Here is a 19153-nt window from a genome sequence, read left to right as displayed (position 1 = left end):
CGTCACGCTAGCCGCGCCGGTCACTCCCCGCTCATCAGCACCACCTCAAGGGTGCGCGGGCCGTGCACGCCCTCCACCCGGTCGAGTTCGATGTCGCTGGTGGCCGAAGGGCCCGAGATCCAGGTCAGCGGGCGCGTCGGGTCGAGACGTTCCAGCGCCTGCGGCACGGAGGACACGACCTGGCCGGGGACCCGTACGACACAGATGTGGTGGTCGGGGACGAGCGTGATGCGTCGCCTGCCCTGCTCCGGTCCGCCGTCCAGGACGATCGTGCCGGTCTCGGCGATGGCGACCGCGCAGCCGGTGACGACGCTGTCCACGCGGTCGAGTTCGGCCGGTGTCTGCGCCTGTCGGTCGTGGACGCGGACGGGGTCGGCCGCGGCCAGCCAGTGCGGCGGCAGTTCCGGCGGCACGGCGACGGTCTGTGCGCCGCGCTCGGCGAGCAGCCGCATCAGCAGGTCGGAGATCTCGGCGTCCGTGCAGCGGTGCACGATCGCCCGGTAGTCGGCGAGGTTCTCGGCGAGCAGGTTCACGGTCTGCTCGGGGGTGCGGTCGCCGTGGGTGCGCAGATAGTCGCGGGGGATGGCGTCCTCGTACGGGGTCTCGCCCGGAGTGTCGTCCGAGGAGTCGTACGAGGTGCCGTCCGAAGAGTCGTACGGGGTGCCGTCCGACGTGTCGTACGAGGTGCCGTCCTGGCGCACATCCGCGAGGGCGCGGCGGACCCGGCCCAGGATCTTCTCCCTGCTGCTCGCTTCCCTGTTGCTCACTGCGGATCTCCCTTCCCGCCACGGGTGCGCTGCCACCAGTCACGGAACGGCTCCGGGGGCACCTGCGGCAGCTCCCGCGTGTTGCTCCATGCCTTGCCGGGGCCGGGCAGGCGGCGCGGGTGCAGCCGCCGGGTGCGGGATGCGAGGCGCTGGCCGGTGCGCAGCGCCGCCGGGTGTGTGAACGTCCAGCGCGCCGCCCGCATGGCGGCCCGCTCGGCGGCCTGGCCCTTCGCGGGCTTGAGGGTCACCTTGGCGCCGCGCCGGGTCACCTCGCCGCCCTCGGCCACGCGTTCGCGCAGATGGACCAGGACCTCGGGGATGTCGATGGCCACCGGGCACACCTCGTAGCAGGCCCCGCACAGCGTCGACGCGTACGGCAGTGAGGCGTCGATCTCGCTTGCCGTGCCCCGGAGTTGAGGGCTGAGGATGGCGCCGATCGGCCCGGGGTAGACCGAGCCGTACGCGTGCCCGCCCGCCCGCTCGTACACCGGGCAGACATTGAGACAGGCCGAGCAGCGGATGCAGCGCAGCGCCTGGCGGCCGACGGCGTCGGCGAGGGCGTCGGTGCGGCCGTTGTCGAGCAGGACCAGGTGAAAGGTGCGCGGGCCGTCTGCTGTCTCGGAGTCCGTCGTGCCCGTCCACATCGTCGTATACGGGTTCATCCGCTCGGCCGTGGAGGAGCGGGGCAGCGTCTGCAGGAAGACTTCGAGGTCCCGCCAGGTGGGCACGAGCTTCTCGATGCCGACGACGGAGATCAGCGTCTCGGGCAGGGTCAGGCACATCCGCCCGTTGCCCTCGGACTCGACGACCACCAGGGTGCCGGTGTCGGCGACCATGAAGTTGGCGCCGGAGATGCCGACCTTGGCGCGCAGGAACTTCTCGCGCAGGTGAAGGCGGGCCGCCTCGGCCAGCTCGGCGGGCGTGTCGGTCAGGCCGTCCGGTGCCGGGCGGCCCCAACGACCCATCTCTCTCTCGAAGATGTCGCGGATCTCGCCGCGGTTGCGGTGGATGGCCGGGACCAGGATGTGCGAGGGGCGGTCGTGGCCGAGCTGCACGATGAGTTCGGCGAGGTCGGTCTCGTATGCGCTGATGCCCGCGTCGGCGAGGGCTTCGTTGAGCCCGATCTCCTGCGTGGCCATGGACTTGACCTTGACGACCTCGGACTCGCCGGTGGCGCGCACGAGTTCGGTGACGATCCGGTTGGCCTCGGCGGCGTCGGCCGCCCAGTGCACGGTGCCACCGGCCGCGGTGACAGCCTCCTCCAACCGTACGAGGTAGTGGTCGAGATGACGGAGCGTATGGTCCTTGATCCGCTTGCCCGCCTCGCGCAGCTGAGCCCAGTCGGACACCTCGGCGACCGCGCGGGCCCGCTTGTCGCGGATGGTGTGCGTGGCGTGCCGCAGATTGCCGCGCAGGGTCGCGTCGCGTACGGCGTCGTGCGCGGCCTTGGGAAAGGCGGGCATGCCTACGAATGCCCGCCCGTCGCCCGGCCGCCACCCCTCAACGAGCGCTGGCGCGCGCACCTTCTGGTCATTCATGCCGTCGGCCCCTCCTCCATGCTCTCCTCCGCGCTCTCCTCCGTACGAGCCAGGATCTCCGCGATGTGCACCGGCCGCAGTCCCGAGCGCAGCCGCGCCAACGTGCCGCCGATGTGCATCAGACAGGAGTTGTCCGCGGCGCACAGGACATCGGCGCCGGTCGACCTGGCGGCCCGCACCTTGTCGGCCCCCATCGCCGCCGACACATCGGCGTTCTTGACCGCGAACGTGCCGCCGAACCCGCAGCACTCCTCCGCCCCCGGCAGCTCGACCAGCTCAAGTCCCTTGACGGCCCTGAGGAGTTGGAGCGGCCGCTCGCCCAGGCCGAGGGAGCGAAGGCCGTGGCAGGTCGGGTGGTACGTGACCGTGTGCGGGTAGTACGCCCCGACGTCCGTCACGCCGAGCACGTCCACCAGGAACTCGGTCAGTTCGTACGTCTTCGGCACCACCGGCGCCACCGTACGCGCGAGGCCGTCGCCACGCCCCTCGGCCCGCGCCCGCTCGCCGATGCGCGGATACAGCTCACGGACCATCGCGCCGCACGAGCCGGACGGCGTCACGATCGCGTCGTACCCGCCGAAGACCTCGGCGAAGTGCCGGGCGAGCGGCTCGGCCTCGTGCCGGTAGCCGGTGTTGTAGTGCGCCTGCCCGCAACAGGTCTGCGCCGCCGGGAAGTCGACCTCGACGCCCAGCCTGCGCAGGAGCTTCACCACGGCTCGGCCGGTGTCCGGATAGAGCGTGTCGTTGATACAGGTCAGGAACAGGGCGACACGCATCGCGACTCCTCCTTGGCGATCATCGGACGGGTGCAGACTACGCGGCCGGAGCTGGTCCGGGGAGTGCCGTGCACCATCGGCATTGATACGTTTCATGGACCGGTACGCCAGTGGTACGTCAGGCCGTGACCGCAGGCCGATGAGGCCGGAACGAAGTGGCCCGCACGGTGCGCGAGGTGATGAACTGGGCCGGGAAACGACCAGCCCAGGAGCACCCTTGACCACCACGGCCCGCCGCGCCACCACCCGTCACGCCACCCCCAGCCACACCCTGGCCTCGGCCTCCGCCTCGTACCGCCAGCCCGGCGTCGTCCTCACCGACCACCGCTTCACGGTGCCGCTCGACCACGCGCGGCCCGACGGGGAGACGATCGAGCTGTACGCCCGCGAGGCCGTGGCGGCGGACCGGGCCGACCGGGCGGACGAGCTGCCCTGGCTGCTCTACCTGGAGGGCGGGCCTGGCTGCGGGGCCCGTCGCTTCGTCGGTACGCAGGCGTGGCTGGGGCGCGCCGTCGAGGAGTTCCGGGTGCTCCTGCTCGACCAGCGCGGCACCGGCCGCTCCACGCCCGCCAACCGCCAGACCCTTCCACTGCGCGGCGGCCCACGCGAACAGGCCGACTATCTGGCCCTGTTCCGCGCCGACGCCATCGTCCGCGACTGCGAGCTGATCCGGCGCCGGCTCACCGGCGGCGCCCCGTGGACCGTGCTCGGCCAGAGCTTCGGCGGCTTCTGCCTCACGCACTATCTGACGGCCGCGCCCGAGGGCCTGCACACCGCCTTGATCACCGGCGGCCTGCCGTCCCTGGACGCGCACGCGGACGACGTCTACCGGGCCGCGTACCCGCGCATGCGCCGCAAGACCGAGGCGCACTACGCGCGCTACCCGCAGGATGTGGAGCGCGCCCGCCGGATCGCCGAGCACCTCGCCGAACACGGTCCGGCCGACCTCGGCGGCGGCCATCTCCTCACCGTCGAGTCCTTCCAGTCGCTCGGCATCCTGCTCGGCGCCGGCGAGGGCAGCCACCGCCTGCACCACCTCCTGGAGCACGCCTTCGTGCCCACGCCCGGCGGCCCGGTGCTCGCCGACGCCTTCCTCGAGGAGACGCGCGGCGCGCTCTCCTTCGCCGCCCGCCCGCTCTACGCCGTACTCCACGAGGCGATCTACGCCCAGGACGCGCGGCCCACCGACTGGGCGGCCGAGCGGGTACGGAAGGAATCCCCGGGGTTTCCGGAGTTCGACGCCGCGCGGACGCTCGCCGGGGACGAGCCGCTGCTCTTCACCGGCGAGACCGTGCACCCCTGGCACTTCACCACCGACCCGGCCCTTCGCCCGCTGCGCGAGACCGCCGAGCTGCTCGCCGCACGCGCCGACTGGCCCGCGCTGTACGACGCCGGGGCCCTGGCCCGTAACGAGGTGCCGGTCGCGGCGGCCGTCTACCACGACGACCTTTACGTGGACACCGCCCACTCGCTCGCCACCGCCCGTGCGGTACGCGGCCTGCGCACCTGGGTCACGGACGAGTTCGAGCACGACGGGGTGCGGGCGGGCGGCCCGCGCGTCCTTGACCGGCTGCTCGGGCTCGCGCGCGGCGAGCTCTGACGACCAGCGCCACGCAGCGTTCTATAAGAGTTGACTTATATAAGTGGGGGGTGGCACAGTCGTGACTGTGCACGCGTTCGATGTGCTCGGAGACCCGGTCCGGCGCCGCATTCTGGAGCTGCTCGCCGAGGGCGAGCGGAGCTCCGGTGAGGTGACCGCGACCGTCCGCGAGGAGTTCGGGATCTCTCAGCCCGCCGTGTCGCAGCATCTACGGGTGCTGCGGGACAGCGGGTTCGCGACCGTACGGGCCGAGGGCGCGCGCCGTCTGTACGCCGTCGACGCGGCGCCGCTGCGTGAGGTCGACGCCTGGCTGGAGCGCTTCCGGGGCTTCTGGAACCAGCGCCTCGACGCCCTGGAGACCGAACTGGCCCGGGGCAAGCGCGCACGCCGCACCGCGACCAAGAAGGCAGCCACCGAGAAGGCAGCCACCGAAAAGGCGGCCCCCGACAGGGCCGCCGACTGAGCCATCAAGAGAGCCACCGGGAGAGAGGCCGCACCATGAGCAGCACCCCCCACGACCTGGTCGACCAGATCAACGCCGTCCACCGCGAGGTCCGCGATGCCAAGACCCCCTCGGGCGAGGGCCGTACGGTGCTGATCCGGCGCACCTATGACACCTCCGTCGAGGACGTCTGGGACGCCATCACCACCCCGGAGCGGCTCGCCCGCTGGTTCCGGCCGGTCAGCGGCGACCTGCGGGTCGGCGGCCGCTACCAGCTGGAGGGCCAGGCGGGCGGCGAGATCCTGCGCTGCGAGCCGCCGAGCCTGCTGCGGGTCAGCTGGATCTTCGGCGAGCCCAAGGAGGACGACTTCAGCGAGGTCGAGGTGCGGCTCACGGCCGACGGCGACGCGCGCACCCAGCTCGAGCTCCAGCACGTGGCCAAGGTCGACCCCGAGTTCTGGGGGACGTACGGTCCGGGCGCGGTCGGCGTCGGCTGGGACCTCGGCCTGACCAGCCTCAGCCTGTACCTGGCCGGTCGCGGCATCGACCCGGCCGAGGGGGAGGCCTGGCAGGCCTCGCCCGAAGCCGTGGAGCTCACGAAGCTCAGCAGCGCGTCATGGGGCCGGGCCTACGCGGCGTGGGGCGCGAGCGAGGAAGAGGCCACCACGACGGCGCGGAACACGCTGGAGTTCTACGCGCCCGGGGCGGAGTAGCCAGCCCGTCCGGCGTTTGAGGACGAGGCCGTTGAGGCCGTTGAGGCCGATGGGGGTCTGGGGGCACCGCATCCACTAGCGGCTTCGCCGCGGGCCCCCAGTTCCGGTCACCGAGCCGACGGCTAGATTCCCGGTATGACTGATCAACTCAAACCTATGCCGGAAGGCTGGTCGCGCGCCCTCGCCGTGGTCGCGCACCCCGACGACCTCGAATACGGCTGCGCGGGCGCCATCGCCGCCTGGACCGACGGCGGCCGTGAGGTCGCCTATCTCCTCGCCACCCGCGGCGAGGCCGGTATCGACTCGCTCGCGCCGGACGAGTGCGCCCCGCTGCGCGAGCAGGAGCAGCGGGCCAGCGCGGCCGTCGTCGGCGTCTCCACGGTCGAGTTCCTCGACCACAAGGACGGCGTCATCGAGTACGGGCTCGGGCTCCGCCGGGACATCGCCGCCGCCATCCGGCGCCACCGGCCCGAACTCGTCATCACCCTCAACCACCGGGACACCTGGGGCGGCGTCGCCTGGAACACTCCCGACCACGTCGCCGTCGGCCGCGCCACGCTCGACGCCGCCGCCGACGCGGGCAACCGCTGGATCTTCCCCGAGCTCACCGAGCAGGGCCTCGAACCCTGGAACGGGGTGCGCTGGGTCGCTGTGGCCGGTTCGTCGATGCCCACGCACGCGGTCGCCGCGGAGCCGGGCTTCGAGCGCTCGGTGCGCTCACTGCTCGAACACCGCGCCTACATAGAGGCGTTGACGGACGAGGACCCGGAAGTCTACGTCCGCAACCACCTGCGCCAGTTCGCCGACGGTGCCGCCGAACGCTTCGGCGGCACGCCCGCGGTGACGTTCGAGGTCTTCAGCCGCTGAGGCCGAGCGGGCGGTGGTGCGTGGCCGCACAAAGGTCCATGTCCAAGACAAAGGTCCATGTCCAAGGACGGAATGACCATGGACAAGGCGTCAGGTCACCTGGCAAGGCTGGGGAGTTGCACAAGTCGTGGGTTCCTCTCGTGCTCTCTCGGTTCTCCTGGAGGACAGGTGACACACCGCCCGCCCCGCACCACCCTCGTCGGCGCGCTCTCCGTGCTCCTCGCCGCCCTCGCCCTCGGCCTGCCGGGCCCGGCCACCGCCGAGCCACCGGGCGGCGGCGAGGACCCCGGACCCCCGGCGCCGATCAGCCCGACCCCGCAGTCGTACGAGCCACGCACCGACCGGATCACGATCACCCGCACCGTCACCGTCGTGACCGGCGACCGGACCGACCCGGCCGCACTCAAGGCCACGGAGCAGGCGCTGCGCCGTGCCGGTGCCGAGCGGCTCGTACGCGGCCGGGGCCCGGCCGACGGCGGCGGCCTGACCGTCTACGTCGGCGGGCCGGGGGAGAACCCGGCCGCCGCGGACGCCCTGCGCGGCCTCGGCCTCGACGGGCCCCAAGGGTTGGCCCCCGGCGGCCATGTCCTCGGCATCGGCCACGGAGACGGCGCCGGGCGGATCGTCCTGTCCGGCGTCGACCCGGCCGGGACGTACTACGCGGCCCAGTCCCTGCGTCAGGTCCTGCCGCACCGCGACCGGCCCGGCGCGCAGGTGCGCGGGCTCGCCGTGCGCGACTGGCCGGCCGCCGAACTCCGCGGCGTCATCGAGGGCTTCTACGGCACGCCCTGGTCGCACGAGGCCCGCCTGGACCAGCTCGACTTCTACGGCGCCCACAAGATGAACCTCTACGTCTACTCGCCCAAGGACGACCCGTACCTCAGGGAGAAGTGGCGCGACCCGTACCCGCCCGAACAGCTCGCGAAGATCAAGGAGTTGGTGGACCGGGCCCGTGCCCGGCACGTCGACTTCACCTACGCGCTCTCGCCCGGGCTCTCCGTCTGCTACAGCTCCGACGCCGATGTCAAGGCGCTCATCGACAAGTTCCGCACCATCTGGGACATCGGCGTGCGCACCTTCGCCGTGCCGCTCGACGACATCAGCTACACCGACTGGAACTGTCCCGAGGACGAGGCCCGTTGGGGCACGGGCGGCGGGGCCGCGGGCGCCGCGCAGGCGCATCTGCTCAACCGGGTCAACCGTGAGTTCATCGCCGAGAACCCCGGTGCCGAACCGCTCCAGATGGTGCCGACGGAGTACTACGACGTCACCCCGTCCCCGTACAAGAAGGCCCTGGGCAAGGAGCTCGACCCGGACGTGCTCGTGGAATGGACCGGCATCGGCGTGATCGCCCCCACGATGACCGTCGCCGAGGCCAGCAAGGCCCGCGAGGTCTTCGGCCACCCGATCCTGACCTGGGACAACTATCCGGTCAACGACTATGTCCCGAACCGGCTCCTGCTCGGGCCGTTCAACGGCCGTGAGGCCGGGCTCACCGACGAGCTGGCCGGTATCACGGCCAACCCGATGATCCAGCCGTACGCCTCCAAGCTCGCCCTCGCCACCGTCGCCGAGTACACCTGGAACGACCGCGACTACGACCCCGCCGCGTCCTGGAACACCGCCCTCGACGAGCTCGCGGGCGGCGACCCGGCGACCACCCGGGCCCTGCGCGCCTTCGCCGACGCCAGCTACGGCTCGCTCCTCAACGAGCGGCAGGCACCCGAACTCGCCGCCGCCTTCAAGGAGTTCTGGAGCGGGGGCGGCGACGCGGCGCTCCTTGACCGGACCCTGAAGCGGTTCGAAGCGGCGCCGGGCGTGCTGCGCGAGCGGCTGCCCGAGCGCGGCTTCCTCACCGACGCCGAGCCGTGGCTGGACTCCGCCGAAGCCTGGGGCACCGCCGCCCGCGCCGCCCTCCGCCTGGTGGAACTGGCCCGCGCGGGCGAGGGCGCCGCAGCCTGGCAGCAGCGCCAGAAACTGCCCGAACTGGTCGAGAAGGCACGGTCGTTCACGACCACGACTCCGGACGGGCGCACCGTCCGGGTCCTCGTGGGCGACGGCGTCCTGGACGCCTTCGTGGCCGACGCGATCGCCGAGCACAACAAGGCACTCGGCGCGCCCGGTCGCCCCAAAGCCCACTCCAGCCTGGGTACTTACCAGGACAACCCGCCCGCGCGCATGGCCGACGGCGACCCCGCCACGTACTACTGGAGCAACGCGGCCCCCAAGGAAGGCGCCGAGGTCGGCCTCGACCTGGGCGAGACCCGCGAACTCGGCGAGATCACCCTCGCCATGGGCAAGCCCGACAGCCCCCGGGACTATCTGCACCAGGGCGTCCTCGAGTACTCGGCCGACGGCGAGCACTGGACCCGACTGACCACCTTCTCCGGCACACCGGAGGTGACCTTCACCCCGCCCGAGGGCACGCGGGCCCGCCACGTGCGGGCGCGGGCGACGGCCGCGCAGGACAACTGGTTGGTCGTCCGCGAGTTCGCCGTCGCCGGGGCCGGTGGTGCGCAGGTGTCCGGTGGCCCGCCCGCCGCGGAGGGCGGCACACTCGGCGCGGCCGCGGACGGCGACCCGGACACGGCCTACCGCGCCGCCCGGCCCCCGGAACCGGACGAGACCCTCACGGTCGACCTCGGCAAGCCCCGCGACGTGTCGTCCGTGACGGTCCTGCAGCCGGGCGACGACTCGGCGGCGGCCGGTGCCGTGGTGCAGGTACGGGATGCCGACGGCTGGCGCGAGATCGGTGAAGTGGCCTCCGCGTACGAGAAGTTGGCGGCGACGGGCGCGATCGACGCCGTGCGGCTCACTTGGCGGGACGGGGCACCGGCGCCGCGTATCGCCGAGGTGATCACACGGTAGCGGCGGCCCTCCCGGCACCAGAGCGATTGCCTGATTGACAACTGGCCTTGCTGCTTCTGCAATAGGAAGGCATGGAACGCAAGACGCAGGACAACAGCGAGACGCAGGACAACAGGCAGGGCAAGGGGCAGGGCAAGGGACGCGACGCGCAGCGGGACGATGCCGGGGCGGCGGTCGACGGCATGGGCGAGGTGCTCGCCGAGGTCGGGCCCCGGCTGCGCCGGATCCGGAAGGGGCGCGGCGCCACCCTCGCCGGGCTGTCCGCCGCCACCGGCATCTCCGTCAGCACCCTCTCCCGCCTGGAGTCCGGCCTGCGCCGCCCCAGCCTGGAGCTGCTCCTGCCGATCGCCCGCGCCCACCAGGTGCCGCTCGACGAACTGGTGGGCGCGCCGCCCGTCGGGGACCCGCGAGTGCGCGCCAAGCCGATCGTGCGCGACGGCCGGACCCTGGTGCCGCTGACCCGCCAGCCCGGGGGCCTTCAGGCGTACAAGGTCCTCATCTCGGAGCCCGACGAGCACCCCGAGCAGCGCGTCCACGAGGGCTACGAATGGCTGTACGTCCTCTCGGGCCGCCTCCGGCTGCTGCTCGCCGAGCACGACGTGGTGCTCGGTCCTGGCGAGGCCGCGGAGTTCGACACGCGGGTGCCGCACTGGTTCGGGCCCGCGGGGGACCGTCCGGTGGAGTTCCTGAGCCTGTTCGGGCCGCAGGGCGAGCGCATGCACGTACGGGCGAAGCCGAAGGGGCGGTGAGGCTGACCATGAGCTGACCGAAAAAGGCGCGCCAAATGGTTCCCGAGTGGGCAAGCGACCGCTTAGTATGCGGCTGCGCGGCCACGCGGCGTCAGCCGCATGCCGACACAGACCACACCCCCTGGGAGGCCCCCGCATGCAGGCATGGCGAGTGCACGAGAACGGCGAGCCGGGTGAGGTGATGCGGCTCGAAGAGGGACCCGCGCCCACCCCGGGCGACGGCCAGCTGCTGCTCAAGGTGCGGGCCGCCAACATCAACTTCCCGGACGCGCTGCTCTGCCGGGGCCAGTACCAGGTCCGCCCGCCGCTGCCGTTCACGCCCGGCGTGGAGATCTGCGGCGAGACCGAGGACGGGCGCCGCGTGATCGCCAACCCCGCGCTGCCGTACGGCGGTTTCGCCGAGTACGCCATCGCCGACCGGGCCGCCGTGCTGCCCGCGCCGGACGCGCTCGACGACGCCGAGGCCGCCGCGCTGCACATCGGCTACCAGACCGGCTGGTTCGGCCTGCACCGCCGGGCCGCTCTGCGGGAGGGCGAGACGCTGCTCGTGCACGCCGCGGCCGGTGGCGTCGGGAGCGCCGCCGTCCAGCTCGGCAAGGCCGCGGGCGCGCGGGTCATCGGCGTCGTCGGCGGCGCCGACAAGGTGCGCGTCGCGGAGGAGCTCGGCTGCGACGTCGTCATCGACCGGCGTACGGATGATGTCGTGACGGCCGTGAAGGACGTCACCGGCGGGCGCGGTGCCGATGTCGTGTACGACCCCGTGGGCGGCGACGCGTACGCCCAGTCCGCGAAGTGCGTGGCGTTCGAGGGCCGCGTCCTGGTCGTCGGCTTCGCGAGCGGCGTCATCCCCACGCCCGCGCTCAACCACGCCCTCGTCAAGAACTACTCGATCGTCGGGCTCCATTGGGGCCTCTACAACACCAAGGACCCGGACGCCGTGCGCCGGTGCCACGACACGCTCACCGAGCTGGCCGCCAAGGGCGCCATCAAGCCGCTGATCAGCGAGCGCGTCGCGCTCGGCGACGCGGCCGCGGCGGTGCAGCGGGTCGCCGACGGCACCACCACCGGCCGTATCGCCGTCCTCCCGGAAGCCCCGGAAACCCCGGAAGGAGCCGCCGCGTGACCCCCGACGAACTCCGTTCCCGCGTGGGCGAGTTGTTGGAAGAACACCCGCCCGCCGCTACCGACCGAGTCGCCTTCCTCGAAGCTCGCTTCGACGCGGGCCTCGCCTGGGTGCACTTCCCCGAAGGGCTCGGCGGGCTCGGTCTGCCGCGGGCGCTGCAGGCCGAGGTGGACGCCGAGTTGGAGGCCGCGGGCGCGCCCGACAACGATCCGCGGCGGATCGGCATCGGGCTCGGCATGGCCGCGCCCACGATCCTCGCGTACGGCACCGAGGAGCAGAAGCGGCGCTGGCTGCGGCCGCTGTGGCTGGGCGAGGAGGTGTGGTGCCAGCTGTTCAGCGAGCCCGGCGCCGGTTCCGACCTCGCCGCGCTCGGCACCCGGGCCGCCCGCGACGGCGACTCCTGGGTGGTCAACGGGCAGAAGGTGTGGACCTCCAACGCCCACAACGCCCGCTGGGCCATCCTCATCGCCCGTACCGACCCGGACCTGCCCAAGCACCAGGGCATCACGTACTTCGTCTGCGACATGACCGACCCGGGCGTAGAGGTGCGGCCGCTGCGGCAGATCACCGGCGAGGCCGAGTTCAACGAGGTCTTCCTGTCGGACGTGCGGATCCCCGACGCGCACCGGCTCGGGCCGGTCGGGGAGGGCTGGAACGTCGCCCGGACCACGCTCATGAACGAGCGGGTCGCCATCGGCGGCATGCGGCTTCCCCGCGAGGGCGGCATGATCGGCCCGGTCGCCGCGGCCTGGCGCGAGCGCCCCGAACTGCGCACCCACGACCTGCACCAGCGGCTCCTCGAGCTGTGGGTGGAGACCGAGGTCGCCCGCCTCACCGGGGAACGCCTGCGCCAGCAACTCGCCGCCGGGCAGCCCGGCCCCGAGGGCTCCGGCATGAAGCTCGGCTTCGCCCGGCTCAACCAGAAGGTCAGCGGTCTCGAACTCGAACTCCTCGGTGAGGAGGGCCTGTTGTACGAGGACTGGACGATGCGCCGCCCCGAGATCGTCGACTTCGTCGGCCGCGACGCGGGCTACCGCTATCTGCGCGCCAAGGGCAACAGCATCGAGGGCGGCACCAGCGAGGTGCTGCTCAACATCGTCGCCGAGCGGGTCCTCGGGCTGCCGCCCGAACCGCGTACCGACAAGGACGTCGCCTGGAAGGACCTGGCTCGATGAGCTCGATGAACACGAGCACCGCCGCGGACCTGCTGTACTCGGAGACCGAGGACGAACTGCGCACGGCGGTACGTTCCTTGCTGACCGACCGCTGCGACGCGACCGCCGTCCTGACCGGGGCCGAGTCCGGGCGGCCGTACGACCCCGACCTGTGGAAGACCCTCGCGGGCGAGATGGGCCTCGCCGGGCTGCTCGTGCCCGAGGCACTCGGCGGACCGGGCGCCTCGCACCGGGAGGCCGCCGTGGTCCTGGAGGAACTGGGGCGTGCGGTGGCGCCGGTGCCGTATCTGACCAGTGCCGTCATCGCCACGGACACTCTGCTCGGCTGCGACACCGCCCGCCCCGAAGTGGCCGAGCTCCTGGGCGCGTTGGCGTCAGGGCGTACGGTCGGTGCGCTCGCGCTGCCGCTCGCCACGGCTCCGGACGGGACGTACCCGAGTGTGACCGTCGCCGACGGCGGCACGCTGCACGGCCGCGTCACCGGGGTCGCCGACGCGGCCGCCGCCGATGTGCTGCTCGTGGTCGCCGAGCGCGCCCTTCACGCCGTCGACACCGCGCAGGACGGCGTCACCGTCACCCCGCAGACGCCCCTCGACCTGACCCGGCCGCTCGCCACCGTGTCCCTGGACGGTGCCCACGCGCGCGTGCTGACGGATTCCGCCGCCCGGCCCGTACGCCGCGGCCTGCTCTCCGGCGCCGGACTCCTCGCCTCCGAGCAACTCGGCGTCGCCGACTGGTGCTTGACCGAGACCGTCCGCTACACCCGCGAACGCCACCAGTTCGGCCGCCCCGTCGGCTCTTTCCAGGCCCTCAAGCACCGCCTGGCCGAGCTGTGGCTCGAGGTCGTGAACGCCCGCGCCGCCGCCCGCAACGCCGCGGACGCCCTGGCGACCGCGTCACCGGACGCACCCCTCGCCGTGGCCCTCGCCCAGGCGTACTGCGGGCCGATGGCCGTACACGCCGCCGAGGAGGCGCTCCAGCTGCACGCCGGGATCGGCATGACCTGGGAACACCCCGTGCACCTGTACCTGAAGCGGGCCAAGGCGGACTCGATCGCCCTGGGCGCGGCGGGACGGCATCGGGAGGCGGTGGGGGAGTTGGTGGATCTGCGGGCACCGTAACCGCGCCATGGAGTGGGGTCCCGGACGCCGGGTACGGGGCCCAGCTCCAGCACACCTCTTACATGCGGCATAATTGCGAGCCGTTCGCAATAACAGCTGATCTTGAATAGGGGTGTGGGCATGACGGCCCGATCCATACGCGGAGCCGGTGCGCTGGCGGCCATCGCGGCACTGGCGGTCGCCGCCTCCGCCTGCTCGGCGCCGGGCAAGGGTTCCGACGCGGCGGGCGGCGCCAAGGACACGGCGGTCGTCGGCATCGCGTACGAGCCCGACAGCCTCAGCCCCCTCCTCGGCTACGGCAAGGACGGCAACTCCAAGATCTTCGACGGTCTGCTCACGCACGACGCCGACATGAAGCTCAAGCCCGCCCTCGCCGTCGAGCTGCCCAAGGTCTCCGCCGACGGCAAGACCTACACGTACAAGCTCCGCACGGGCGTCAAGTTCAGCGACGGCAAGCCCTTCACGGCCAAGGACGTCGTCTTCACGTACGAGACCATCCTCGACAAGAAGACCAACAACGCCTCCAAGACCGAGCTCGACGCCCTGAAGTCCGTCGAGGCCAAGGGGGAGGACCACGTGGTCTTCCACCTCAAGTACCCGTACGCCCCCTTCGCCGAGCGCACCGTCCTGCCCATCGCGCCCGCGCACATCGCGGGCAAGCAGGACGTGAACAGCGGGCCGTTCACCACCAAGCCGATCGGCACCGGCCCGTACGAGCTCGTCAACTGGTCCAAGGGCGAGAAGCTCACCTTCAAGGCCAACCCCGACTACTGGGGCGGCGCCCCCAAGGTCAAGAACTTCACGATGGCGATCATCAAGGACGACGACGTCCGCGCCACCCGGCTGCGCTCCGGCGACCTGGACGGCGCGATCCTGCCGCCCAACTTGGCCAAGACCTTCAAGACTGACGCCGATAAGAAGACGTACGCCGCGAAGAGCTTCGACTACCGCGTGGTGACCCTGCCGACACACAACAAGGTCACCGGCGACACCGCCGTGCGCCGCGCCCTCGACGTCGCCGTGGACCGCAAGGCCATGGTCGACCAGATCCTCGACGGCGCGGGCAAGGAGGCATACGGGCCGGTCCCGACCGACAGCCCCTGGTTCACCAAGGGCACCGAGCGCAAGCACTCCCTGAAGAAGGCCGAGCAGATCCTCGACGACGCCGGCTGGAAGAAGGGCAAGGACGGCATCCGCGAGAAGGACGGGCAGCGCGCCACCTTCCCGCTCTGGTACCTCTCCGGCGACAAGCTCCGCCAGGACCACGCCCTCGCTTATGCCTCCGACGCCAAGAAGGCCGGTATCGAGGTCAAGGTGCAGGCCGGGACCTGGGAGGTCATCCAGCCGAAGATGAAGACCGACGCCGTGCTCGCGGGCGGCGGCGCCCCGGCCGACCCGGACTTCGACCAGTACACCCTGCTCGAGTCCGAGCTCGCCGGAGACGGCTTCAACAACATGGCCTGGTACGACAACCCCACCGTCGACAAGGCCCTGGAGGACGGCCGCAAGACCGACGACAAGGCGAAGCGGAAGGCCGCCTACGACACCATCCAGCGCGAGCTGGTCAAGGACCCGGGCTACACCTTCCTCACCCACATCGACCACCTGTACGTCGTCGACAAGCGCTTCGGCGACCTCAGCACCCAGGTCGAGCCGCACGACCACGGCCTGGCCTCCGGCCCGTGGTGGAACGTCGAGGACTGGCAGCCGCAGCAGTGACCTCTCGCACCACTCGCTCCACCCGGCTTCAGTGGCGGCCGATGGCGCGGATGGCGGGACGGCGGGCCCTGTTCGCCGTCCCCGTCCTGCTCGCCGTGACCTTCGGCGTCTTCGCCATCGCCGCCGCCTCGCCGTTCGACCCCGTCAAGGCGTACGCGGGCACCGCCGGGCTCACCGCGTCGCAGGAGAACCTGGACCAGCTGCGCGCCAACCTCGGCGTCGACAAGCCGCTCGTCACCCGCTGGTGGGACTGGCTGACCGCCGCGCTCCACGGCGACCTCGGCGAGTCCACCGTGATGCGGCAGCCCGTCGCCCAGGTCATCGGCGAACGGCTCGGCTGGTCCGTGCTCCTCGCCGCTGTGGCCTTCGCCGCCGCGATCCTGCTCGGCACCGCGCTCGGCGTGCTCGCCGCCCGCCGCCGCGGCGGCTGGTTCGACCGCGGCATCACCTCGCTCGCCTACACCCTGGAGGCGGCCCCGCCGTTCTGGCTCGGCCTGCTCGCCGTCTGGCTGTTCGCGCTCAAGCTCGACGTCCTGCCCGCCGGAGGGCTCACCGACACCGGCGCCAGCGTCGTCAGCGCCGGACAGGTGCTCAGCCACCTCGCGCTGCCCGCGGCCGTGCTCGCGGTCTCCCAACTCCCTTGGTTCGTCCTGTACGTACGCCAGGGCGTGGCCGACGCCCTCGAAGAGGACCCCGTCCGGGGCGCACGCGCGCGTGGCCTCGCCCCACGGACCGTGCTCCTCGGCCACGCCCTGCGCTCCGGACTCCTCCCGGTGCTCACCCTGATCGGCTCCCGGGTGCCCGAACTCATCACCGGGGCGCTGCTCGTGGAGACCGTCTTCAGCTGGCCCGGCATCGCCGCCGCCACCGTGGCGGCGGCCACCTCCGTGGACTTCTCGCTGCTCGCCGCGCTCACCGTGCTCGCCACGGTCGCGGTCCTGCTCGGCAACCTGATCGCGGACCTGCTGTACGGGCTCGCCGACCCGAGGGTGGGATTCGATGGCTGAGCTCGCCTGGAAGCGGTCCGGCACCGTACGCCGCTCCACGCGCGCGTGGCGGGTGCGCGGCTCCGCCGTGATCGTCGCCGCGGTCGTCCTCGCCGTGCTCGTCGTACCGCCGCTCGTGCAGCTCGACGAGCAGGCCGTGGACCTCGCCGCCAAGCTGCAACCACCGTCCTTGGCGCATCCGTTCGGCACCGACGACGTGGGCCGCGACCTGCTCGTGCGCTGCGTCTACGGGCTGCGCGTCTCGCTGCTCGTCGGGGTCGTGGCGGCCGTCGTGGCCACCTTCATCGGCACCGCCGTGGGGGCGGCGGCCGCGGCCTCGGGCGGCTGGTTCGACCGGGTCGTGATGCGGCTCGTGGACCTCTTCTCGTCCGTGCCGCACCTGCTGCTCGGCATCTTCATCGTGGCCATGTTCCGGCCCGGCGTCTGGCCCGTGGTCGTCTCGGTGGCGCTCACGCACTGGCTGTCCACGGCCCGCATCGTGCGCGCCGAGGTTCTTTCGCTGCGGTCGCGGCCGTACGTCGACGCCGCGATCTCCGGGGGCGCCTCACGGTGGCGGGTCGCCGTACGCCATCTGCTGCCCGGGGTCCTGCCACAGGCCGGGCTCGCCGCGGTCCTGATGGTGCCGCACGCCATCTGGCACGAGTCCGCGCTCTCCTTCCTCGGCCTCGGCCTGCCCACCCACCAGGCCAGCCTCGGCACCCTGGTGCAGAGCGCCCGCGGCTCGCTGCTCGCGGGGGACTGGTGGCCGACGCTCTTCCCCGGCCTCTTCATCATCGTGCCGACCCTCGCCATCGCGGGCCTCGCCGGGGCCTGGCGGGAACGGCTCAACCCGCGGCGGCGATCGGAGCTGATGCTGTGAAGTCGACACATGTGAAGTCGGCACATGTGAAGTCGGGACGTGTGAAGTCGGCGCAAACGGGCCCTACTTCAGTAGCGGCCGCCGGACAGCCCGTCCTTTCTGTTAAGGGCCTGTCCGTACGGTTCCGCATGCGCGGCAATACCTACGTACGGGCCGTCAGCGACGCCCAATTCGACCTCGCCGCGGGGGAGTGCCTGGCCCTCGTCGGAGAGAGCGGCTGCGGCAAGTCCGTTCTCGCCTCCGCGCTGCTCGGGCTGCTTCCCGGCAATGCCGAGACGGCGGGGAGCGCGCTGCTCGGCGACCCAGGGGGTGGCTCCCTGGACCTGCTCGCGGCCGACGAACGCACCCTCGCGGGCGCGGTCCGCGGCCGACGCATCGGGCTCGTCCCGCAGTCGCCCGCCGCCCATCTGACTCCGGTACGCACCGTGCGCTCCCAACTGGAAGAGGCCGTACGGGAGCTGACCGGGGCGAGGAAGGCGCAGGCGCGCTCGGCGGCGCAGGCGGCCGCCGAGCGCGCCGCGTTCCCCGCCGACCACCTCGACCGCTACCCGCACGAACTCTCCGGCGGCCTCGCCCAACGCGCCGCCACCGCGCTCGCACTGATCGGCGACGCCCCACTGCTGCTCGCCGACGAACCGACCACCGGGCTCGACCGCGACCTCGTGGACCGCACCGTCGACGAACTGAAGCGGCACACCGGAGAAACCCGGGCGCTGCTCATGATCACCCACGACCTGGCGGCGGCCGAGCGGATTGCGGACCGCATCGCCGTGATGTACGCGGGCCGCATCGTCGAACTCGCGGACGCCGCGACGTTCTTCGACACCCCGGGTCCGCGCCACCCGTACGCCCGCGGTCTCTTGGACGCCCTGCCCGACCGGAAGTTCACCCCGGTCCCCGGCATGCCACCGGAGCTGGACGCACTGCCCGACGGCTGCGCCTTCGCCGCCCGCTGCCCCCTCGCGGACGAGGCGTGCCGGGTTCTGCCGGAACCGCTGGACGGAGTCGCCTGCCACCACGCCCTGGAGGTGGAGCATGCTTGAACTCGACGCCGTCACCGCGGGATACGACCGCCGCGCCCCGGTCCTGCGGGACGTCTCCCTGACCGTGGCGCCCGGCGAGGCCGTCGGGCTGCTCGGGCCCAGCGGCTGCGGCAAGTCGACCCTCGCCCGGGTCGCGGCACTCCTGCACCGGCCGGACGCCGGGCGCGTCGTCATCGACGGCGAACCGGCCCGGGGCTGGCGACACCGGGCCCCGCGCGAGCAGCGCACCGCGTTCGGCGTGGTGTTCCAGCAGCCCCGGCTCTCGGCGGACCCACGGCTCCGGCTCACCGACCTGATCGCGGAGCCGCTGCGAGCCGTCGGCCGCGGCGCCGAAACGGCCGACCGGATCCCGGAGTTGGCCCGCACGGTCGGCCTCGGCCCGGACCTGCTGCGTCGCCGCCCGCACGAGGTCAGCGACGGCCAGCTACAGCGCGCCTGCCTGGCCCGCGCCCTGGTCCTGCGGCCGCGCTGGCTCGTCTGCGACGAGATGACGGCAATGCTGGACGCCTCGACGACCGCGGCCCTCGTGGGCGTCGTGGAGGCGTACCGGAAGGAGACCGGCGCGGGCCTGCTGGCCGTCGGCCACGACCGGGTGCTGCTCGACCGGTGGTGCGACCGGACGGTGGAGTGGGCCTAGGCCCCGTCCCCCCGACCTTCGCGGGCCCGCGACGCCTGGCACGCACTCTGTGACGCCCGCCCGCAGGGAGCTGCCACGAACCCGGGCCTGAACACCAGGCGGCGAACTCGCCAACTCCCGGCACGGCCCTGCCCATTGCCCCGGGCGGG

Annotated in this window: 17 protein-coding genes; 14 read left to right on the top strand and 3 right to left on the bottom strand. The window is 72.4% G+C overall.

Features of this window, described 5'->3' with window-relative positions; all coding sequences use genetic code 11:
• Positions 1–20 precede the first annotated feature (20 nt).
• The 3 genes from ACWD10_RS20710 to ACWD10_RS20700 all read right to left on the bottom strand — a co-directional run bounded on the left by ACWD10_RS20710 (position 21) and on the right by ACWD10_RS20700 (position 3081).
• Positions 21–767 carry a LutC/YkgG family protein gene (locus ACWD10_RS20710; RefSeq protein ID WP_451092960.1) on the bottom strand — a complete coding sequence of 249 codons (747 nt, stop codon included), beginning with the start codon at positions 765–767 and terminating at the stop codon, positions 21–23.
• Entirely contained in the window at positions 764–2230 is a 1467-nt protein-coding gene (locus ACWD10_RS20705) for a LutB/LldF family L-lactate oxidation iron-sulfur protein (RefSeq protein ID WP_451093039.1), read from the bottom strand. The genes ACWD10_RS20710 and ACWD10_RS20705 overlap by 4 nt, the downstream gene beginning before the upstream one ends.
• 71 nt (positions 2231–2301) lie before the next feature.
• A complete protein-coding gene (locus ACWD10_RS20700) occupies positions 2302–3081 on the bottom strand; it encodes a (Fe-S)-binding protein (RefSeq protein WP_451092958.1) in 780 nt (259 codons plus the stop codon).
• Between the two features lie 271 nt (positions 3082–3352).
• Here ACWD10_RS20700 and ACWD10_RS20695 point away from each other — a divergent pair, with 271 nt between their 5' ends.
• The 14 genes from ACWD10_RS20695 (at position 3353) to ACWD10_RS20630 (ending at position 19004) form a co-directional block, all read left to right on the top strand.
• Complete coding sequence (locus ACWD10_RS20695; RefSeq protein ID WP_451093037.1) at positions 3353–4681, top strand: alpha/beta fold hydrolase; 1329 nt, start codon at positions 3353–3355, stop codon at positions 4679–4681.
• Positions 4682–4748: 67 nt separating this feature from the next.
• Positions 4749–5144, top strand: coding sequence for an ArsR/SmtB family transcription factor (locus ACWD10_RS20690; protein WP_451093035.1), 396 nt, complete (start codon positions 4749–4751; stop codon positions 5142–5144).
• Between the two features lie 35 nt (positions 5145–5179).
• Complete coding sequence (locus ACWD10_RS20685) at positions 5180–5836, top strand: SRPBCC family protein (protein ID WP_451092956.1); 657 nt, start codon at positions 5180–5182, stop codon at positions 5834–5836.
• A gap of 135 nt (positions 5837–5971) precedes the next feature.
• Positions 5972–6703, top strand: coding sequence for a PIG-L deacetylase family protein (locus ACWD10_RS20680; protein ID WP_451092954.1), 732 nt, complete (start codon positions 5972–5974; stop codon positions 6701–6703).
• A gap of 168 nt (positions 6704–6871) precedes the next feature.
• On the top strand, positions 6872–9571 hold the full coding sequence (locus ACWD10_RS20675) for a beta-N-acetylglucosaminidase domain-containing protein (RefSeq protein ID WP_451092952.1): 2700 nt from the start codon (positions 6872–6874) through the stop codon (positions 9569–9571).
• 182 nt (positions 9572–9753) lie between these two features.
• On the top strand, positions 9754–10320 hold the full coding sequence (locus ACWD10_RS20670; protein ID WP_451093033.1) for a helix-turn-helix domain-containing protein: 567 nt from the start codon (positions 9754–9756) through the stop codon (positions 10318–10320).
• Between the two features lie 136 nt (positions 10321–10456).
• Positions 10457–11443, top strand: coding sequence for an NADPH:quinone oxidoreductase family protein (locus ACWD10_RS20665; protein ID WP_451092950.1), 987 nt, complete (start codon positions 10457–10459; stop codon positions 11441–11443).
• The gene (locus tag ACWD10_RS20660; RefSeq protein WP_451092948.1) at positions 11440–12618 is read left to right on the top strand and encodes an acyl-CoA dehydrogenase family protein; all 1179 of its coding nucleotides are present in this window, start codon (positions 11440–11442) and stop codon (positions 12616–12618) included. Before ACWD10_RS20665 ends, ACWD10_RS20660 begins: the two co-directional genes overlap by 4 nt.
• Complete coding sequence (locus tag ACWD10_RS20655; RefSeq protein WP_451092946.1) at positions 12615–13739, top strand: acyl-CoA dehydrogenase family protein; 1125 nt, start codon at positions 12615–12617, stop codon at positions 13737–13739. Before ACWD10_RS20660 ends, ACWD10_RS20655 begins: the two co-directional genes overlap by 4 nt.
• A 120-nt stretch (positions 13740–13859) precedes the next feature.
• Positions 13860–15458, top strand: coding sequence for an ABC transporter substrate-binding protein (locus tag ACWD10_RS20650; RefSeq protein ID WP_451092944.1), 1599 nt, complete (start codon positions 13860–13862; stop codon positions 15456–15458).
• 41 nt (positions 15459–15499) lie between these two features.
• Positions 15500–16465, top strand: a complete 966-nt coding sequence (locus ACWD10_RS20645; protein WP_451093031.1) for an ABC transporter permease — start codon at positions 15500–15502, stop codon at positions 16463–16465.
• Positions 16458–17324, top strand: coding sequence for an ABC transporter permease (locus tag ACWD10_RS20640; RefSeq protein ID WP_451092942.1), 867 nt, complete (start codon positions 16458–16460; stop codon positions 17322–17324). The genes ACWD10_RS20645 and ACWD10_RS20640 overlap by 8 nt, the downstream gene beginning before the upstream one ends.
• A gap of 128 nt (positions 17325–17452) precedes the next feature.
• Positions 17453–18367 (top strand): ABC transporter ATP-binding protein, encoded by a 915-nt coding sequence (locus ACWD10_RS20635; RefSeq protein ID WP_451093029.1) that lies wholly within the window; start codon positions 17453–17455, stop codon positions 18365–18367.
• Positions 18360–19004: an ABC transporter ATP-binding protein gene (locus ACWD10_RS20630; protein WP_451092940.1), complete on the top strand. Its 645-nt coding sequence runs from the start codon at positions 18360–18362 to the stop codon at positions 19002–19004. Before ACWD10_RS20635 ends, ACWD10_RS20630 begins: the two co-directional genes overlap by 8 nt.
• Positions 19005–19153: the final 149 nt, after the last annotated feature.

The sequence above is a fragment of the Streptomyces sp. NPDC002851 genome, assembly GCF_053591935.1.
The sequence above is the reverse complement of the archived record's forward strand: the minus strand, read 5'-3'. Positions and strand labels throughout refer to the sequence as shown.

Bases quoted from the DNA above. Each gene is read 5' to 3' on its own strand.
- ACWD10_RS20630 (WP_451092940.1), top strand. From the start codon at position 18,360: ATGCTTGAACTCGACGCCGTCACCGCGGGATACGACCGCCGCGCCCCG.
- ACWD10_RS20665 (WP_451092950.1), top strand. From the start codon at position 10,457: ATGCAGGCATGGCGAGTGCACGAGAACGGCGAGCCGGGTGAGGTGATG.
- ACWD10_RS20635 (WP_451093029.1), top strand. From the start codon at position 17,453: ATGCGCGGCAATACCTACGTACGGGCCGTCAGCGACGCCCAATTCGAC.
- ACWD10_RS20650 (WP_451092944.1), top strand. From the start codon at position 13,860: ATGACGGCCCGATCCATACGCGGAGCCGGTGCGCTGGCGGCCATCGCG.
- ACWD10_RS20640 (WP_451092942.1), top strand. From the start codon at position 16,458: ATGGCTGAGCTCGCCTGGAAGCGGTCCGGCACCGTACGCCGCTCCACG.
- ACWD10_RS20645 (WP_451093031.1), top strand. From the start codon at position 15,500: ATGGCGCGGATGGCGGGACGGCGGGCCCTGTTCGCCGTCCCCGTCCTG.
- ACWD10_RS20680 (WP_451092954.1), top strand. From the start codon at position 5,972: ATGACTGATCAACTCAAACCTATGCCGGAAGGCTGGTCGCGCGCCCTC.
- ACWD10_RS20670 (WP_451093033.1), top strand. From the start codon at position 9,754: ATGGGCGAGGTGCTCGCCGAGGTCGGGCCCCGGCTGCGCCGGATCCGG.
- ACWD10_RS20655 (WP_451092946.1), top strand. From the start codon at position 12,615: ATGAGCTCGATGAACACGAGCACCGCCGCGGACCTGCTGTACTCGGAG.
- ACWD10_RS20685 (WP_451092956.1), top strand. From the start codon at position 5,180: ATGAGCAGCACCCCCCACGACCTGGTCGACCAGATCAACGCCGTCCAC.
- ACWD10_RS20705 (WP_451093039.1), bottom strand. From the start codon at position 2,230: ATGCCCGCCTTTCCCAAGGCCGCGCACGACGCCGTACGCGACGCGACC.
- ACWD10_RS20700 (WP_451092958.1), bottom strand. From the start codon at position 3,081: ATGCGTGTCGCCCTGTTCCTGACCTGTATCAACGACACGCTCTATCCG.